The following is an 18,045-nucleotide window of genomic DNA, read 5'->3' as shown; positions in this document are numbered from 1 at the left end:
CAGGCCAAGGTGATTACAAGCCCCGAAATTAGCCCTGAAAACATAAACGCCGGCTTTCCGAAAAAGTTCCGACCGTTTGGAACTTATATAAGAGGACGGCGTTTGAGGTCGGGACGGGCAACCAGACGAGGGGACCGCCTGCTTTGCGTCGTGTATTGAAGGGCGGCAGGGTACTGGGAACAAAGGGCGAAATGAAGAGATGACGAAAGATACCACGGCTGGCGCTGCAAACAGGCGCCGGGCAGCTTCGGGCGACCCGCTCGGGCCAAACTCGGAAATCGGCCGCAAACTCAAACAATATTACGACGAACTGGTCTCCGACAACGTGCCGGATCGCTTCGCCCAATTGCTCAGCCAATTGGAACAGGCCCAACCTGCACGGAAAAAGGACTGAGGCATGGCGGCCGTCTCCCAGAGCTTCAAGACGGATCTGCTCGGCTCGATTCCGAGCCTGCGGGCCTTTGCCGTGTCATTGACGCAAAACGCCGACAAGGCCGACGATCTGGTGCAGGAAACACTGGTGAAGGCCTGGGACAAGCATGAAAGCTTCGAGCCGGGCACCAATCTCAAGGCCTGGCTGTTCACCATCCTGCGCAACGAATTCTATTCGCAGATGCGCAAGCGCGGCCGCGAGGTGCAGGACAGCGACGGCATCATGACGGCCAGGCTAGCCGTCCATCCGGCCCAGCACGGCCAGCTCGACCTCAAGGACTTTCGTAGCGCGCTCGAGCAATTGCCCGAGGACCAGCGCGAAGCCATCATCCTCATCGGCGCGTCGGGCTTTTCCTACGAGGAAGCCGCCGAGATTTGCGGCTGCGCGGTCGGAACGATCAAGAGCCGCGTCAGCCGCGCCCGCACGCGGCTGCAGGAAATCCTGAAGATTTCCGGTGATGACGAGTTTGGCCCGGATGCGATATCGGCTCAGGTGACGGGGTCGAACGCCGCCTGAACTGTCCCTTGACAATATGGGCCCCGGTAATATCGGTCCCGGTTTTCCGGACATCAAACAAGAGGGCCGCGCCCGCACGCCGCCGCCACTGCCTCCACGAGATCGTCTCCCGAATAAGGCTTGGTGACCAATCTGACATCCGGAAAGGATACCTTGATTTCGTCCATGTCGGAATAGCCCGAGGCGAAGACGAAAGGCACGCCCGATTCGCGCAGCCGCGAAGCGAAATCGAGCGTCGAAGCGCCGCCAAGCATGAGATCGACGATGGCGGCGTCGAATTGCGAGGCAACGCTCTTCCGATCGATCTCACCCAGATTGCGGGCTATGATCACGTCGCCGGCGCCGTAGTCGCGGCAAAGCTGCTCGACATCCATGGCGATCAGGAATTCATCCTCCAGAACAAGAATCCGCAATCCGTCCAGCAAGGGGGGCACGTGGCAATGTCTCCATGGGGCGCAGGGAACAGAGGAATCATGATCCCTATTTGGCTTCCTGTCATTTAAAGTTATTTGGCATGCTGTCATTTAAAAAAGACATGCCCGTCGCGGATGGCGGAACCTCGATGCCTGCAGGGCGTTTGCTATCGCCTTCCGGAAGAGGGCCGCTTTCGAAGAGGGATTGAAATGCCTGGCCAGAACGGCCGTTCTTTTTCCACCCGCCGGTATTCATGTGAGAACTGCCCACTGCGGCCGTTGCCGGCGTTCCGGGCATTCGAGACGCAGGAACTTGTCTTCGTCGACGCGGTCAAGAAGGGCGAACTGGCCGTCGACAAGGGAGCTACGGTTCTGGTGGAGGGAAGCCACAGCGCCCATCTCTATACGGTGCTGTCGGGTTGGGCTTTCCGATACAAATTGCTGTCGGATGGCCGCCGCCAGATTTTGAACTATTCCATGCCAGGCGATCTCATCGGCTTGCAAGGCAGTCTGATGGGAGAAATGCAGCATTCCGTGGAAGCGCTGTCGCCGATGCTGCTCTGCGTTTTCGAGCGGGAAGCCCTTCCCGAACTCTACCGCAGCCATCCGGGCCTCGCCTACGACATCACCTGGATCGCCTCGCGAGAGGAGCGCATGCTGGACGAGAACCTGCTCAGTATTGGCAGACGCACCGCGCTCGAGCGTGCAGCCTATCTCATCGCGTTCATCTCCAGCCGCGCCAGGGTGGTCGGGTTGAACGGCAGGACGCCCGTGCAGATTCCGATCACGCAGCAGCATCTCGCCGATACCCTCGGCCTGTCGCTGGTCCACACCAACAAGACGATCCGCAAGCTGATGGACCGCAAGCTTATCTTCTGGCGCGACGGTGGCTGCGAGGTGGTCGACAACGAAAGGCTCAAGGAACTCGCCCGCTGGCAAGGGTTGAGCGAAGCTCGCCGACCGCTGATCTGAGCGGCTACCGGAGACGTGCCGGGCTGGACTCGCTTGCGGAAACACCCTTTCATGGGAGTTGTTCCGATTTCGGAACCTTGGGGTGGGTCGAGCGTTTCGACCCGAGCAAACGCAAGGAGTCAAGTGATGGCGACTGCCGCAGGAAAGTCCCCGAACGAAAGCCGGACGAATTCGGACCTTGAAGCCGATATCAGGCAGTTGAAAGTCGACATTCAGAAACTCACCGAACAGCTGGCCGAGACCGGCCAACATGGTTACGGGGCTGCTCGTCGCGTTGCCGCGGAAGGAATGGAACAATTGCGCGCCCAAGGCGAAGCAGCGTTTGAAAATATGCGCAGCAACGCCAGGGACCTCGAAGCCCAAGTGGTGGCGAGCGTGCGCGAAAAGCCGGTGACGTCGCTGGCGATCGCGGCAGGCGTCGGCTTTCTATTCGCGCTTCTCGCGCGCCGCTAAGCCTCAGCCCAGATGGGAATGCTGGCATCGTTGATCTCGGGGCTCGCCTCGGGTGAAGCCGTGGCAGCCGTGCGCCGCGCGCGCACGGCTGCAATCGTCTATGCGCTCGCAGCACTTGCCGCACTGTGCGGCGTCGGTTTCCTGGTCGGAGCGGCCTATGTCTGGGTGGCGGGGCGCTACGGGCCGATGGCAGCCTGCCTCGGTTTTGGGGTCGGTTTCCTGGTGATCACAGGGCTTCTCCTGCTCTTCCATCAGCTGTCGGCCGGCGCGCGCGCCCGACGCCGGGCGCGGAGGCGCCAAGCCGATATGAAGGCGGTCGGCATCACGGCCGCGCTCGCCGCGCTGCCGGCGCTACTCAAGGGAAAAGGCGGCCTGGGCACCATACTCGGCCCAGCGATCGCACTCGCCGCCTACGCCATCTACCGCGAGAACGTGAAGTCCGATGCCGACGATCCGGATGCCGGCGAAGCGAAATAGCTCGAAGCGATTCTTCTTGTTGACCACAATCTAATCCCAAAACCGGGCTGCACTTTTCGCTGACGCGGACCTTCGGTTCGGGATCATGGCCGGGCCGTCACTTCGGCAGATCCTCCAGCGGCATCGATATTTCGGCGAATACGCCTTCCGGCCGGAATTCGTGGGTCACTTCGCTGGAGATGACCTTGGCCAGGCTGCGGCGGATCAGGATCGAGCCGAAGCCGTGGCGTTCGGGCGAGGCAACTTCAGGCCCGCCGCTTTCGCGCCAGGTCAGCACCAGGCGCCGTGCGCCTTTCCGGCCCTCTGCCTGCCAGTCGAGATCGACCTTGCCCGAAGCCGCCGATAGCGCTCCGTATTGCAGCGCATTGCTGGCCAGTTCATGCAGAATCAGGCCAAGCCCGACTGCCTGGTCGGGCGAAAGCAGCAGATCGGGGCCTGAGATCGTCATGCGCGGCTGCTCGGCGGTGTCGAACGGCTTGACCTCGATCTGCACGAGTTCGCGGATGCCAATGCCGCGCCACTCGCGGTCGGACAGCAGGCTGTGGGCGGCGCCCAGCGCCTGAAGCCTGGCGCTGAAGGCTTCAAGGAATTCGCTGGGCTGGCGCGCATGGCGAACGGTCTGCGTCGCCAGCGCCTGCACCGTCGCCAGCGTGTTCTTGACGCGATGGTTCAGCTCGCGCAGCAAGAGCCGTTGCCGCTCGTCGCCGAGCTTGCGTTCGGTGATGTCGTAATTGACGCCGAAGATCAGCGTCGGCTTGCCGTCGCCGTCGCGCTCGATGACACGGCCGCGCGTCGCGAGCCAGCGCGGCGGAGTGAAGCCCTTGACGCGGTATTCGCCAAAATAATCGTCGCTGCCGGTCAGCGCGTCACGAAAGCGCGTCTCGGTCTGGTAGACATCACGCGGGTCGATGGCGGCAAGGATATCGCGCGCCCTCAGCCGATTCGAGCGCGGCAGGCCGAACAGCTCGGACAACCGGACATCGCATTCGATCATATCGGTGTGGATATCCCATGCCCAGCTTGCGAGCGAGGCGGCATCGAGCGCGATGCCGCGCCGTTTTTCCTCGCGCGCCAGCGCCGCAGCGATGCTGGCGCCGTTGCGGGTGGCGTCCTTCAATGCGAACAGGCTGGCGGCGAGGCTGGCGAGCGCCGTCAATTGTTCGAGCTGGGCGGCTGACGGCGACGCGCGCGGCTTCCGGTCGAGCACGCAGAGCGTGCCGATCCGGGCGCCGGCCACCACAATCGCCACACCCGCATAGAAACGGACATGGTGCTGGCCAGTGACCAGCGGGCTGGCGTTGAAGCGTGAATCCGTGGTCGCATCGGTCACCACCATCGGCTGGTCGCCGGCGGCAATGGTATGGGCGCAGAAAGATGCATCTGTCGAGGCCTCGGTCTCATCCAGGCCGACACAGGACTTGAACCGTTGCCGCTCGACATCGACCAGCGTCACCAGCGCGATGGGCGCTAGCATCACCGCGGCGGCAAGACCGCTAATATGGTCGAAGTCACGATCGGCCGCCGTGTCGAGGGCGTCGAGACCGTGCAGTACTGCAAGCCGGTCCTGCGCCCTTACCACACTAAGGACGTCGACCGGCAGATTCGGCTTTTTCACTACCCTGCTATCCACAAGGCCCCCAAGTGCATCGGCTTGCAGCCATTCTCGCAGTTGCCTGCGTCTGAAACCGGAACCTTCGCCTTGAGGAACCGTTACCCAACCACGTTTTGCCAGCCGCGCCCGCCAGCGCCAAACGACATGCCAGCGCCAAACGAGATGGAGGCCGATCATGCCCAGGATCGTTCCTGAAGACAAAGCCCGCCAGGGACGCTGGGGGTGGCACACTTTCCGTATCTTGATCGCCGCGCTGCTTTTGGCGTTTATCGCCTGGGGCATCGCAGAGATCTACGGCAACATGATAGACAAGACGTCGACAACCGAACAGGGCGAGCTTCCCAGGGGCGAACAGGGCGAGATTCCCAAAGGCTGAAGCCATCCGATCGACTGTGCCGGACTGCATCACGCTGCCTTCGCTTGGACAGCGCGCGCCGGGACCAGAACGTTCAGCGCGCCAGGATGGATTTCGATCGTCGTTTCGGGGTCAAGCCTGACCAGTTCGCCGTCCATGACGGCGCGGAAGTTCTTGGCAGCAGAGTGCACTTTCAAAACGGCCCTGTCAGCCTGGTGGATTTCCACATGCTCACTGTCGCGCCATTTGCCGCGCGCCATGTCGAAAAGGACCCTGAGCAGTTCGCCACGCCGCCGCGCCACCGTGACATAGATGCCGAGCACGCCGCCGGCGGGATTGTCGGCATAGGGCAGGTGACCCTCACCGAACAGATTGTTGGTGATGCCGATCCCGGTGGTGCGCGTCACGATCTCGGATTCGCCGATGGTCAGCGTCACCTTCATTGCCGACGGGTTGTTGATCGCCGCCCACGCAGCCTTGACTGAAGCCCGCATCTTTCCCAACCGCGAGCCAAACTCCATGGTCTGGCGAAGCTGAACCATCCTGGCATGCATGCCGATCGAGAACTGATGCACGAATGGCTTATTGTTGGCTGTTGCCATATCGACTGCGATCACCTCGCCGTCGGCAAGAGATTTCACGGCCGCGTCAAGGGTCTGTGGGATGCCAAGCCCGCGCGCGAACAGGTTCATCGTGCCAGCCGGTAAAATGGCAAGTGCTTTCTTCCTGCCCATCAACCGAGCAGCCGCGGCCGAAATGGTGCCGTCGCCGCCACCGGCCAGCACAATGTCGACGCTGTGCTTCGAAGCGATGCGGTCCAGCGTAGCGACGATGTCCTTGCCGGCAACGATGTCGATATCGATGGAGTGACCTGCTGCCTCCAACGTCTGGCGCATCCGGTCCGTGAAGGCGGAAAGATCAATCGTGCGCAGGGTGCCACCCTCCTGGTTCAGCACCGCCGCAAATCGCATCCCCCCACTCCGTTTTTTCTTGGCAACCATTGGATAATCATCGGCGAGGACAGACCCAGCCATAGGCTGGAACGGGGCGGCTGAAAAAAAGTTCCGCAGCTCTAACGAAAATACAGGAGCGAATCTCACCGGCCGAGGGCATGAGTGAGCGCGTTTCGGGTGGTTTTTTCACGACGCTCACCATGGTGTCGGAACAACCGCGCGGTCACGACGTTGTGAATATGTAACGCCGCGACCGATCTCCCATGCTCGCGGCGCGAACGAGATAACGCAGGAGGATTAAATGATCCGCACCCTTTTGACCACCACCGCACTCGCAGCGCTGCTTGCGACCGGTGCATATGCGCAGACGGCCACAACCCCGGCGCCGACGCAGGACCCGGCGGTCCAGGAGACCGCTCCTGCGGCTCCCGTTGCGCGCGCCGAAGGCAGCCTGGTGACCAACATCATCGGGGAATCGGTCTATAATGGCACAGGCGACGATGCCGAGAACATTGGCAATGTCGACGACGTCGTCTTCGATGAAAACGGTCAGGCAAAATCCGTCATCATCGGCGTCGGCGGCTTTCTTGGCGTTGGCGCCAAGAACGTGGCTTTCGACTACAATAAGCTGCAATGGGCCGAACGGAACGGCGACCGTTGGCTGATTGCGCAAACCACAAAGGATGAGTTGACGGCTCAGCCGGACTTCGACCGCAGCGCTTTCGATCCGGCTCCTGCGGCCACGGCTACGGCTCCTGCCGCTCCTTCCGGCACGACGGAAACCACCGCACAGAACGCTCCGGCTGCTCCAGCCGATAGCACCGCAGCTCCGGCCGAACCTGTGAAGCGTGCCGACGGTAATCTTGCCACCAATATCATCGGCGAAACCGTCTACAACGGCACTGGCGACGACGCTCAAAACATTGGCGACGTGAACGACATCGTTCTGGCCAAGGACGGCAAGGCCGAGTCGCTAATCATTGGCGTCGGCGGCTTCCTTGAGGTTGGCGAAAAGAATGTCGCCTACGAGTTCGATAAGGCGAAGTGGGCGGAAAGGGACGGCGATCGCTGGCTGGTGGCCGAGACCACCAAGGAAGACCTGGAGGCGTTGCCGGAGTTCAATCGCGAGGCCTATGATCCCGCCCCGGCGACTACAGCATCGACTGACGCGGCGACGCCGGCGCCGGTGACCACCACCCCTGCTGTCGATGCGGCCCCAGCCCCGGACAAGACAGCGCAGGCCCCGGTAACAACGCCTGACACCACTGCTCCGGCACCGGCGGACAAGACAGCGCCGGCCCCGGCGGCAACGCCTGACCCGGCTGCTCCGGCACCGGCAGACAAGACGGCGCAGGCCCCGGCAACAACGCCTGACCCCGCTGCTCCAGCACCGGCGGACAAGACAGCCGAGGCTCCGGCTGCAGCAACCCCTGACGCAACCCCCGACCAGACGCAGACCGCGGCGATCGACAAGTCGGCGCTGACCGAAATGCCGATCAACGAAATCCGGTCCGAAGATTTGGTTGGAACCACCGTCTACGGCGCCAATGATGTCAACGTCGGCGAGATTGGTGACGTCGTGCTGACGGGTGACAAGAAGGTTGACGCCGTCATCATCGACGTCGGCGGTTTCCTGGGCGTTGGCGAGAAGGAAGTGGCTGTCGGCATGGAAAATCTTAAATTCATGACCGACAAGGATGGCAACCGCTATCTCTACACGAACTTCACCAAGGAGCAGCTTGAGGCGCAGGTCGCCTATGACAAGGGCACCTATACGCAAAAACGCGACGAACAGCGTATGATCATGCGCTAAGCCCCATTCATTGACCCCGAAAGGCCCGCGCCGGCGACGACGCGGGCCTTTTTATGATTGGAAAGTTGGCAGCGGTGCGACGTGGCCGGCAACGCCATCGTCGGTCAGTTCGGCAAGCGCCAGCGACTGATCGAGATGTTCGGCCCGCCAGGCAAGCAGCCTTTCGGCAAGCTCCAACCGGACCGGCAGATAGGCCGGATCGGCAGCGACATTGGTTAGTTCGTCTCGATCCTGCTCCAGGTCGAACAGCAGCGGCGGCAGGCCGCCGCCGAAATGTACATATTTGAATTGCTTCGTGCGGATGACGGCCAGATTGCACTGGCGCGGACCGATGCCGAAATGGCGCTCGGCATCACCTTCGGCAACCGAGCGGAAATCAAATTCCCAATGCGCGGCCTCGCGCCAGTCCCCCGGCTCGACGGCGTCCAGGAACGGCTTCAGCGATCGTCCGTCGAGATGCGGCGGGGTTTCCTCGCCAAGCAGGGCGAGCAATGTCGGCGCTATGTCCACCGCCTCAGTGAAGCGATCGACCTTGGCGCCGGCCGCTTTGCGGCGACGCGGGTCGCGGATGATCAGCGGAATATGATAACTGCCGTGGAAGAAGCCGCCCTTGCCCAGCATGTAATGGTCGCCCATCATCTCGGCATGATCGGAGGTCAGCACGACGATGGTGTCATCCCATGCACCCGCCCCCTTGACCGCCTGCCAGATGCGGCCAAGCTGTGCGTCGACCTCCGAGATCATGCCGTAATAGAGCGCGCGGATGCGGCCAAAATTGTCGTCGCCCCAGTCGCGCACCTTGCCCTCGGCGCCGGGGCGGAAATTCGAACGCTCCTGCAGGTCAAGGTTATAGGCAAGGTAGGGATGGCTTTCTGCCTCGGCCTGCCAGCTCACGGCGCGGTGGAAAGCCGGTCCCTCGGCAGGATCATACATCCTGTTGTAAGGCTCCGGCACGATGAAGGGCGGATGCGGGCTGAGGAAGGAAAGATGCGCGAACCACGGTGTATCGCGCTCCTGTTCGTCAAGCCAGCGGGCGAATTCGCCGGTCAGGAAAGCAGCAGGGGTTTCGTCCTTCGAGTAGACGGGCGGCGCGCTTGTCACCGCGCCGTCGGTCCTGGCGCCAATCTCGTCCGCTGGGCGATGGATGTCGGGAAAACCGGCGCTGCTATCGATGCCGCGCGCCTTGAGCCACGACAGCCACGGTTTCTGGTGCTCCGGCAGGAGTTGGCGCACGGTGAAGCCGGGCAGCACGCCTTCGTAGCTTTTTAGCCGCGGGTCGCCCGGCGCCAGCGTGCGCGGATCGGGCGATACGTCGGTATAGCCGAACAGCGTCGGATCATAGCCGAGGCTGCGCGCCGAGAGCGCGATGTTGCCGTGACGGGCGTCGAGCGGGGTGCCGTTGCGGCAAACTCGGTTGTTCATCTGGTAGAGGCCGGTGTATAGGCAGGCGCGTGCCGGCGAGCAGGGCGCCGCGCCGCCATAATGCTGTCGAAACAGCACACCCTCGGCGGCGAGCGCGTCGGCATTCGGCGTCCGCACCACTTTGTGGCCTGCCGCCGACAGGCAGTCGCTGCGCCACTGGTCGCAGGTGATCAGGAGAACATTCGGGCGCCTGTCTTTTCTGACCAATGCTGTATCCTTCATTGAAAACGTGCCGCTCATGGAGCCGAATTTTTGTGGCGACGCAAGCCTCAGGTATTCGCCAAATCGTGAACAAAAGCCGCCTTATTGTTCACTTATAGAGCACAGTCCATCTGTGTTTGCGGCCCTTTGCCGCCGGCTGGCCGGTTCTCATATAGGCGTGGACCGCGGCATGGGCCGCACAGGACAAGGAAAGGAGCAGGAAAAATGCTCAACCAGATCAAAGGCCTGCATCACGTTACCTCGATGGCCAGGGATGCGCGTCAGAACAATGAGTTTTTCACCAAAAAGCTCGGCCTGCGCCGGGTCAAGAAAACCGTCAATTTCGACGCGCCGGATGTCTACCATCTCTATTATGCCGACGAGCTCGGCACGCCCGGTTCGGTGATGACCTATTTTCCGTTCCCCAATATCGGCAAGGGTCGCCACGGCGTTGGCGAAGTAGGCACCACGGTCTATTCGGTGCCCGAAGGCACGCTCGCCTACTGGGAAAAGCGATTTGCCGATGAGAGCGTCGCCGGGCTGTCGCGCGAAGAGAGCTTCGGTGAGAAGCGCCTTGGCTTCGCTGGTCCCGATGGTGACGGGTTTGCGCTGGTCGAGAACAAGGCAGACACCCGGACGCCGTGGGCGAAGGGCGATGTTCCCTCCGACGAGGCGATCCGCGGCTTCCACTCGGTGTCGCTTAGGCTGAAGGATGGCGGCGCCACCGAAGAGCTGCTGAAATTCATGGGCTATGAGGAAGTCGACACATCCGGCACTGTAAAAAGGCTGGCGGTGAAGAACGGCAACGGCGCCAATATCGTCGATATCGAATCGTTGCCGGGCGCCGCTTTTGCCGATCTCGGCGCCGGCTCCGTCCACCACGTCGCCTTCGCTGTCGAAAACCGCGCCAAGCAACTCGAAGTGCGCAAGGCGCTGATGGACACCGGCTATCAGGTGACGCCGGTGATCGATCGGGACTATTTCTGGGCGATCTATTTCCGCACGCCGGGCGGCGTGCTGTTCGAAGTCGCCACCAACGAGCCCGGCTTCGACCGCGACGAGGACACCGCCCATCTCGGCGAGGCGCTGAAGCTGCCGTCGCAGCACCGGCATCTGAGGCCCTATCTCGAGCAACATTTGCAGAAGCTGGAAGACTGAGGACAAGGCCATGAGTAAGGACGCTTACATCTACAAAGCACTGCCCGGTTCGCCTGATGGATCGCTGCTCTTCGTCTTCCACGGGACCGGGGCCGACGAGAGTCAGCTTCTGTCGCTCGGGCGCGATCTCGCGCCGCAGGCGACCATCGTCTCGCCGCGCGGCGATGTCTCGGAACACGGTGCCGCGCGCTTTTTCCGCCGCACCGGCGAGGGCGTCTACGACATGGGCGACCTGGCGCGGGCGACGGACAAGATGGTCGGTTTCGTCAAGGCGCATGTCGAGGCGGCAAAACCCTCGTCGGTGCTTGGGCTCGGCTATTCCAACGGCGCCAACATCCTGGCGTCGGTGGTGTTCGCGGCGCCCTCTCTGTTCGACGCGGCGGTGCTGATGCATCCGCTGATCCCGTTCGAACCGGAGATCGAGGGAAGTCTCGCCGGCCGTCGCATCCTGGTCACAGCAGGCAGGCGCGATCCGATATGTCCGCCCAATCTGACGTCGCGGCTGGAGGCCTATTTGCGCGCCGATGGCGCCGATGTCACAGTGGAGTGGCACGACGGCGGCCATGAGGTGCAGTCGAACGAGATCGAGGCGGCGCGGCGGTTCCTGTCCGCTAAGCCGATAGAAGGAGCCGTAAGCAATGCTTGACCAATTGCCGGAGATCGAACTGGAGGATCGCGGTTCCAAGGGCCGTTATCTCTTGCGCGGGCCTGATGGCGCCGAGGCGGAGATGACCTTCACCAAGATCGGCGAGCACCAGATCATCATCGACCACACCGAGGTGCCGGATGCGTTTCGCGGCCAGGGCGCCGGGCTTCGCCTCGTTACCCGAGCCGTCGAGGACGCGCGCGCGGCGGGCAAGAAGATCATCCCGCTTTGTCCGTTCGCCAACGCCCAGTTCCATCGTCACAAGGAATGGGCCGACGTGCTGAAGCAATAGCGCTGGTCCTACCCATAGGCCTCCGCACGCGATGACGGTTGAGGGCGGGCAGCCACAAGGCATCCATCGCTGTGGCATTTGCGCAGATCGCCTGTCTTGCCTAGTGGGCTGTCTTGCCTAGTGGGTATTGCCTTGCCTAAGTAGGTATATTGCCGCCCGACCAATCGAACCGAATGATCCCTTGATGACCGAGACCGACCTCGTTCCCGTCTTCGACGGCCACAACGATACGCTGCTCAGGCTCTATCAGTCGAAGGACGCGGATGTTGAGAAGCTGTTCATCGAGGGAACGCAGGGTGGCCACATCGACCTGCCGCGCGCGAAAAAGGGTGGCTTTGCTGGCGGCATGTTCGCGATCTTTCCGCCGCCGGTCGAGAAATCCAAGCGCAGTGCGGTTCCACCTGCGCCGAGCGATACCGAGCCCTTGCCTCCCGAAATTCCGCGCGCCGACGCGCTCGCTTCCACCATCGCCATGGCCTCGATCCTGTTCAGGCTGGAACGAGCGTCGGCGCTCTCCGTCTGCCGCAGCGCCGGCGACGTGCGAAATGCGATGGCGCAAGGGTCGATCGCGGCGGTGTTCCATATTGAAGGCGTCGAGGCGATCGACCCCGAACTGACGATGCTCGACGTGTTGCATGCGGCCGGCCTGCGCTCGCTCGGCGTGGTCTGGAGCCGCCCGAACGCTTTCGGCCACGGCGTGCCGTTCCGTTTCCCGTCGACGCCCGACACCGGACCTGGCCTGACCGCTGCCGGCAAGGGACTGGTCAAGGCCTGCAACCAGCTCGGCATCATGGTCGATCTTTCGCATCTCAACGAAAAGGGGTTTCGCGACGTCGCCGAGATCAGTGACGCCCCGCTGGTCGCGACCCACTCGAACGTCCATGCGATCTGCGGCCATTCCCGCAACCTCACGGACTGGCAGCTAGGCGCGATCCGCGAGTCGGGTGGCTTGGTCGGGCTGAATTTCGCCACCGGGTTTTTGCGCGAGGACGGCAGGATGAATGCCGATACCAGTCTCGACATCATGGTGCGCCATGTCGATTCACTGCTGCAGGCGCTGGGCGAAGACGGCGTCGGCCTCGGGTCCGATTTCGACGGCGCCATGATCCCGGCTGTGATCGGCGACGTCACAGGCCTGCCGAAGCTGCTCGATGCGTTCGCCGAGCGCGGCTTCGGTCGCGCGCTGATCGAGAAGATCGCCTATCGCAACTGGATCAGTATGCTGGAAAAGACCATCGGGTAAAGCGTGTCGCCCGGCAGAGTAGCCAGCGACCTGCAATATATCGATCGAGCGGGTTTTGATGATCTCGACAAGACCGTTGTCTCCGGAGCTCAAGCCGCGGATGATTGCGGACTTCGAGAACTTCAGGGCCGGCTCTTGAAGCGCCAGACCGTACGAACCGATGTCGCCATCGTCGGCGCCGGCTTTACCGGCCTGTCAGCCGCGCATGAATTGAACAAGGCCGGCATTGATTTTGTGCTGCTCGAGGCGCGCGGCCGCGTCGGCGGGCGGGTCGAGTCCAAGTGGAATGGGCTTGGCGAGCGGATCGACAGCGGCGGTCAGTTCCTGTGCGAGGACATGCCGGAACTGATGGCCTTGGTGCAAACGCACGGTAAGACGTTGGTCGAGACCTATGTTAAGGGCGAAGTCATTGCCCAGCCGCTGACGGGCGAACAGGAAGCCGAGCGACTCTACTACGCCTCGATGGCGATCCGCGACCGCATGAACGCGATTGCACCGGGCGATCCGACTATTGCCGGCTTGACCGTCGCCGCATGGCTCGATCGCCAGAACGATCCCCGTGAGGCCAAGGCGGCTTTTCGCTCGATGATCGAAGGCCTGTGGTGCCAGGCGCTCGAAAAACTGCCGCTTTGGCACCTCATCGACAATGACCGCCGTATCACCAATGAGGTGTCGGAGCTGCAGTATTTCGTGCACGAAACCATGCAGTCTCTGGCGGATGATCTGGCCGGCGATCTCGGCGACCGCCTGCGATTGAACACGCCCGTCAGAACGATCGAGCGCAGACTGGGAGGAGTTCGTCTCGCGTCGACGACGGGCTCGATCACGGCGCGAACGGCGCTGATCGCCATGCCGCCGATGGTGGCTTCGAAGCTGGATTTCGCGCCGCCGCTGCCGGTTGCCTTGGAAAAGGCCCTCGGTGTCTGGCAAAGCGGCGCGGTGATCAAAATGCAGGTGCGCTACCCCACAGCCTTTTGGCGCGCCAAGGGCTTGAGCGGCATGGTGATGTGGCGCGATCCGCCAGCCCTTTTTGCCTGTGACGTCAGCAAGGATGGCGGCCACCCTGCGTTGGTCGTCTTCGTCGGCGGGCCGCTTGCCCTACGCTGGCGGGAATTGGGAGATGCCGCGTTGCGCGCGGAGGTTACCGCGCGGCTCAAGGAGGCGCTCGGCACGGACGCAGGCAGCTTCACCGATTTCAGCTGTCGCGACTGGACCGATGATCGCTGGAGCGGCGGCGGCTACAGCGATCTCATCATCGATACGAGTGCCACCGACGCCGAACAAACCATCCTGGCCGGCGCGCCGCCAGTGTATTTCGCATCCTCGGAATTGTCTCCGTCATTTCCGGGCTATGTCGAAGGCGCAATCGTGGCTGGGCGCATTGCTGCACAGAAAATCCTCTCGGAATTTAATCCGCAATAGTCAAAAGCGCCTCATGGTCGCAGGCGAAGCGCCCGGTACTGCCCGAATTCCGGTTTCAAATCTGTTACACGGTCAGTTTCCGTGCGTCGTTCGTCCGTTACAAGGTGCGACTAAGTTCGTTTCCGTAAAAAAAGAAGATCAACGAAGGGAATGGCGATGCATACGAAAATCCAGACTGCCTACAATGACCGCCTGCAGGCACCGGAGCGCAACGATCGGCGGCCGAAGCTGGCGCTGCGCCGGCGCGCCAACGACCATCCGATGGCGCTGTTCGTGGTGCTGGGCGCCGCCGCATTCGTCGGCATGGCGTTCGCGCCGACGGTTGGTCCGGCCTTTGCTTCACTGAACCCGCCGGCAAATATCGTCGACGGCGCGCCGACCACGACAAAGACCGCGCGCCTGCCGATGCCGGAGATCGATTTTGTCTGCAAGGGGCAAGCCTGGGGCGCCGAAAGTGCGGACTGCCTGCGCGTCATCGCCGAGCAGTCCGGCATTCACAAGGCTCGCGCGGTCCGCGTGATCGCCAATGCCCCGCCGCTGACCGATACGCCGAACGTTTTTTGATGCCCCCCAAGCGACCCTCCAGCGCTCCAGGCAGGCTCCCGCCGCATCCTCGGGCGGGAGTTTTTTTCTCTGGCCTCTAATCCTTCGTTTGAGCATCGGATTTTTTCAAAAGCCGATTTCCACCAGTCCGAAGTTCTAGCTGCCCAATGCCGCCTGCTCTGCGATGGCCGACAGCACGCCGCGCACGTCCAGCGTGCTGAACGGCTTTTCCAGGATCTGCGGACGCTGCGGCGCCGGCAATGCTTCGATTTCGGCCTTTGCGCCGATCAGGTCGCCGGTGACCAGAACGAAGCGCCGCGCCAGATCAGGGTTTTCGGCGAGCAGTTCGCGATAGATTGATATGCCGCTGGTGCCGGGCATGCGCAGATCGGAAAAGACGATGTCCGGCGGCATGTGGCCGGTCAAGGTCGCGGCGGCCGATGCCCACGCCGGCACGATCCGCGACTTGATGCCCATCAACTCCAGAATGTCGGAGAGCGAGGCGGCGACATCCGGTTCGTCGTCGATGATCAGCGCGTGACGCAATCCGCTCGAGCGCGACGGGGTTTCGCCGGCGGCGGCCGCGCCGGCGGAGATCGCCGGCAACTGGACGACGAAACGGGCGCCCCTCGGCAGAACTTCCTCGAACCAGACATTGCCATTGTGCCGTTCGATGATCGATTTCGAGATTGACAGGCCGATGCCGGTGCCGACGCCGACCGGCTTGGTGGTGAAGTAAGATTCGAAGATGCGAGAGCGAATCGCTTCCGGCACGCCCAGCCCGTTGTCCTCAACCGAGAAACAGGGATTGCCGCGATCGCTGCGAAACGTGCGAACCTTGATCAGCCGGTCGCCGCCGATGCCGGCCAGAGCGTGCTGGCTGTTGATGAGGAAGTTGGCGGCCACTTGCGTCACATGGTCGGCGTCGGCCATGGCCAGCAGCGGGCCGCTGGCGAAATCGGTATCGATAATGATGCCGGTCGACCTGGCGCCGTACGCAGTCACTTCGAGTGCCGCGCGGACCACCTGGTTGAGGTCCGTCTCGGCCTGCGCCGCCGGGTGCAGGCGGACCATTGAGAGGAAGCTCTTGACGATGCGGCCGCAACGCTCGGCGGCGGCGCGCACCTTTTCGGCGCGCACCTTGGTCTGCGGGTCTGAAGCGAACTCGTGCAACAGCGTCGATTGTGCGACGACCACGGCAAGCGGGTTGTTGAGCTCGTGTGACACGCCGGCAAGCAGCGAGCCCATCGCCGCCATCTTCTCGTTCTGGTGCAGCTTTTCGCGCTGGCGGCCGATCTCCTCCTCGGCGCGCAATTTGTCGCGAAGGTCGCGGATCGAGCCGAAGATCAGGCGGCGGTCGGCGACTCGCATCTCAGTCGCCGTCAGTTCGATCGGAAAGACCTCGCCGGCCGCATTCTGGGTGACGGTCTCGATCCGCTGGCCGACCATCGGCGCGCCGCGGCCCGACATGTATTCGGCGCCCGACACATAGCCCTTGCGATAATATTCCGGAACGACGGTGTCGAGCAGGTCCTTGCCGAGGATGTCGCTGCGCTGATAGCCGAACATCTTTTCGGCGGCGGGATTGAACTCGATGATCGAACCCGTCTCGTCGATGACTATGATGGCGTCGAGCGAGGCCTGCAACATGGTGCGTCGGATGACTTCGCTGGCATGGGCATCGGAAAGCGATCGTTCGATGGCGTCGCCGATGGCCAATGCCACGATGTGCAGCGTTGCCTCTTCCTCGTCGGTCCATTCGCGCTCGTTCACGCAGTCGTTGACCGCCAGCGTGCCCCACAGATGGCCATGCGCAAAGACCGACACCGACAGGAACGACTTGATGTGCTGCTTTTCGAAGTCGGTTCTCAGAAAGCCTTCGAGGTCGCGCGTGTGTCCCGCGAAGATCTTGCCTTGCCGCTCGTCCTCCGCCAACCGTTCCAGCAGTGGGTCCGAATTGACAACCGACTGCATGATTACCGTTGGCGACGCCAGTTCGCCACCAAATCGGGGGTTGATCCAGTAAGCCGCGACCGACTGGGCAAAGCCCTGGCCCGGCAGCTCGCGCAGCCGAAACAGGATGCCGCGCTGGCAATCCATGGCCCCGCAGAGCGTTTCAAGGATGCTGTCCATCTCGCGCTGCCAGTCGCCGGCTTCGCGAAGCCGGCGAACGACATGGACAGCCGCCATCGCCGCGCCCTGCCTGACGCCGTGCATATCGCTGCGTGCTGCTTCAGCCGTCATGGTCAGCCGTCATTTCACAGTCGTGCCACCGAGAGTGGTTACCAGTGGTCGCGCCGCTCAGTTGCTTTCGCCGGTCGGCAGCGAGAAGATATAGCCTTCGCCGCGGACTGTGCGCAGGAATTTCGGATTGGCCGGGTCCGCCTCGATCTTCTTTCTCAGCCGCATGATGCGGATATCGACCGCGCGTGACGATTCAGGATCTTCCACGAAGCCGATCGCCTCGGAGATCGCCGCACGCGTCAGCAAACGGTTGGCGCGCGTCAGGAAGACCTCCAGCACGTCAAACTCGCTCTTGGCCATGTCGATGACCGTCCCATTGGTGCCGGTGACGAACCGGCCGTCGAGATCGGCATGGAAAGGGCCGAAGCTCATAAAGCGGCGGTTGGCAGTTGTTTCGGCCTTGGCGCCCTGTGGTTCGGCCGGCTGCGGCACGCGGCGCAGCACGCTGCGGACCCTCGCCAGCACCTCGCGCAATTCGTAAGGCTTGACGATGTAGTCGTCGGCGCCGAGTTCCAGCCCGACGATGCGGTCGAGCGCGGTGCCGGCGGCAGTGGCGTAGATGATGCCGATAGGCATTTTCGAGCGCAGCCAGCGGCCGAGCGACAGGCCGTCCTCGCCTGGCATGGCGATGTCGAGGATGGCCAGATGAAACGACTGCGTTTCCAGCAAAGTTCGCGCGGCGCTGGCACTCTCGGCCGTCGCGACATCGTAGCCGCTGGCGCCGAGATACTCGGCGACCGCGTCTCTCAGATCCGGCTCGTCCTCGACGATGACAATTCGTGCCCGCACTATGCTGTCGCTCCCGCTTTCAGCGGAAAGTAGATTGGGTATAAACATCATGTCCAGCACTCATCTTGGGTTGCCGGTTGCAGGGTGG

Annotated in this window: 19 protein-coding genes; 13 read left to right on the top strand and 6 right to left on the bottom strand. The window is 62.5% G+C overall.

What is annotated here, in order from left to right:
- Positions 1 to 199: 199 nt before the first annotated feature.
- A complete protein-coding gene (locus tag ACWTU7_RS11280; RefSeq protein ID WP_029348708.1) occupies positions 200 to 394 on the top strand; it encodes a NepR family anti-sigma factor in 195 nt (64 codons plus the stop codon).
- Between the two features lie 3 nt (positions 395 to 397).
- Positions 398 to 949 carry an RNA polymerase sigma factor gene (locus tag ACWTU7_RS11275; RefSeq protein ID WP_029348707.1) on the top strand — a complete coding sequence of 184 codons (552 nt, stop codon included), beginning with the start codon at positions 398 to 400 and terminating at the stop codon, positions 947 to 949.
- 53 nt (positions 950 to 1,002) lie between these two features.
- On the opposite strand, the gene ACWTU7_RS11270 is transcribed toward ACWTU7_RS11275, so the two are convergent.
- A complete protein-coding gene (locus tag ACWTU7_RS11270) occupies positions 1,003 to 1,323 on the bottom strand; it encodes a response regulator (RefSeq protein ID WP_065007520.1) in 321 nt (106 codons plus the stop codon).
- Between the two features lie 249 nt (positions 1,324 to 1,572).
- Here ACWTU7_RS11270 and ACWTU7_RS11265 point away from each other — a divergent pair, with 249 nt between their 5' ends.
- The 3 genes from ACWTU7_RS11265 (at position 1,573) to ACWTU7_RS11255 (ending at position 3,264) form a co-directional block, all read left to right on the top strand.
- Entirely contained in the window at positions 1,573 to 2,334 is a 762-nt protein-coding gene (locus ACWTU7_RS11265; protein ID WP_455838646.1) for a Crp/Fnr family transcriptional regulator, read from the top strand.
- Between the two features lie 126 nt (positions 2,335 to 2,460).
- Entirely contained in the window at positions 2,461 to 2,787 is a 327-nt protein-coding gene (locus ACWTU7_RS11260; RefSeq protein WP_029348705.1) for a DUF883 family protein, read from the top strand.
- A 12-nt stretch (positions 2,788 to 2,799) separates the two neighbouring features.
- Positions 2,800 to 3,264 (top strand): hypothetical protein, encoded by a 465-nt coding sequence (locus tag ACWTU7_RS11255; RefSeq protein WP_455838647.1) that lies wholly within the window; start codon positions 2,800 to 2,802, stop codon positions 3,262 to 3,264.
- Positions 3,265 to 3,361: 97 nt separating this feature from the next.
- On the opposite strand, the gene ACWTU7_RS11250 is transcribed toward ACWTU7_RS11255, so the two are convergent.
- Positions 3,362 to 4,879 carry a sensor histidine kinase gene (locus ACWTU7_RS11250; RefSeq protein ID WP_455838648.1) on the bottom strand — a complete coding sequence of 506 codons (1,518 nt, stop codon included), beginning with the start codon at positions 4,877 to 4,879 and terminating at the stop codon, positions 3,362 to 3,364.
- Positions 4,880 to 5,051: 172 nt separating this feature from the next.
- Here ACWTU7_RS11250 and ACWTU7_RS11245 point away from each other — a divergent pair, with 172 nt between their 5' ends.
- Positions 5,052 to 5,252 (top strand): hypothetical protein, encoded by a 201-nt coding sequence (locus tag ACWTU7_RS11245; RefSeq protein WP_029348704.1) that lies wholly within the window; start codon positions 5,052 to 5,054, stop codon positions 5,250 to 5,252.
- 29 nt (positions 5,253 to 5,281) lie between these two features.
- Here ACWTU7_RS11245 and ACWTU7_RS11240 read toward each other — a convergent pair whose 3' ends face one another.
- Positions 5,282 to 6,202, bottom strand: a complete 921-nt coding sequence (locus ACWTU7_RS11240; RefSeq protein WP_455838649.1) for a diacylglycerol/lipid kinase family protein — start codon at positions 6,200 to 6,202, stop codon at positions 5,282 to 5,284.
- Positions 6,203 to 6,485: 283 nt separating this feature from the next.
- Between ACWTU7_RS11240 and ACWTU7_RS11235 the strand changes: the two genes are divergently transcribed.
- On the top strand, positions 6,486 to 7,997 hold the full coding sequence (locus tag ACWTU7_RS11235; RefSeq protein ID WP_455838650.1) for a PRC-barrel domain-containing protein: 1,512 nt from the start codon (positions 6,486 to 6,488) through the stop codon (positions 7,995 to 7,997).
- A 51-nt stretch (positions 7,998 to 8,048) separates the two neighbouring features.
- On the opposite strand, the gene ACWTU7_RS11230 is transcribed toward ACWTU7_RS11235, so the two are convergent.
- Positions 8,049 to 9,626: an alkaline phosphatase family protein gene (locus ACWTU7_RS11230; RefSeq protein WP_455838651.1), complete on the bottom strand. Its 1,578-nt coding sequence runs from the start codon at positions 9,624 to 9,626 to the stop codon at positions 8,049 to 8,051.
- 219 nt (positions 9,627 to 9,845) lie between these two features.
- On the opposite strand from ACWTU7_RS11230, the gene ACWTU7_RS11225 reads away from it, so the two are divergent.
- The 6 genes from ACWTU7_RS11225 to ACWTU7_RS11200 all read left to right on the top strand — a co-directional run bounded on the left by ACWTU7_RS11225 (position 9,846) and on the right by ACWTU7_RS11200 (position 14,945).
- On the top strand, positions 9,846 to 10,778 hold the full coding sequence (locus ACWTU7_RS11225; RefSeq protein ID WP_455838652.1) for a VOC family protein: 933 nt from the start codon (positions 9,846 to 9,848) through the stop codon (positions 10,776 to 10,778).
- A 10-nt stretch (positions 10,779 to 10,788) separates the two neighbouring features.
- Entirely contained in the window at positions 10,789 to 11,424 is a 636-nt protein-coding gene (locus ACWTU7_RS11220) for an alpha/beta hydrolase (RefSeq protein WP_455838653.1), read from the top strand.
- On the top strand, positions 11,417 to 11,716 hold the full coding sequence (locus tag ACWTU7_RS11215; RefSeq protein WP_029348700.1) for a GNAT family N-acetyltransferase: 300 nt from the start codon (positions 11,417 to 11,419) through the stop codon (positions 11,714 to 11,716). Before ACWTU7_RS11220 ends, ACWTU7_RS11215 begins: the two co-directional genes overlap by 8 nt.
- A gap of 184 nt (positions 11,717 to 11,900) precedes the next feature.
- Positions 11,901 to 12,959 carry a dipeptidase gene (locus ACWTU7_RS11210; RefSeq protein ID WP_455838654.1) on the top strand — a complete coding sequence of 353 codons (1,059 nt, stop codon included), beginning with the start codon at positions 11,901 to 11,903 and terminating at the stop codon, positions 12,957 to 12,959.
- A gap of 135 nt (positions 12,960 to 13,094) precedes the next feature.
- A complete protein-coding gene (locus ACWTU7_RS11205) occupies positions 13,095 to 14,381 on the top strand; it encodes a flavin monoamine oxidase family protein (protein ID WP_455838655.1) in 1,287 nt (428 codons plus the stop codon).
- A gap of 156 nt (positions 14,382 to 14,537) precedes the next feature.
- Positions 14,538 to 14,945, top strand: a complete 408-nt coding sequence (locus tag ACWTU7_RS11200) for a hypothetical protein (protein WP_095517879.1) — start codon at positions 14,538 to 14,540, stop codon at positions 14,943 to 14,945.
- Positions 14,946 to 15,080: 135 nt separating this feature from the next.
- Here the strand turns inward: ACWTU7_RS11200 and ACWTU7_RS11195 are convergent, their stop codons facing one another.
- Entirely contained in the window at positions 15,081 to 17,168 is a 2,088-nt protein-coding gene (locus ACWTU7_RS11195) for a PAS domain S-box protein (protein ID WP_455838656.1), read from the bottom strand.
- 57 nt (positions 17,169 to 17,225) lie between these two features.
- Positions 17,226 to 18,005, bottom strand: a complete 780-nt coding sequence (locus tag ACWTU7_RS11190; protein ID WP_455838712.1) for a response regulator — start codon at positions 18,003 to 18,005, stop codon at positions 17,226 to 17,228.
- Positions 18,006 to 18,045: the final 40 nt, after the last annotated feature.

It is taken from the genome of Mesorhizobium sp. BHscii (assembly GCF_053848065.1).
This window is presented reverse-complemented; position numbering and strand designations above follow the sequence as displayed.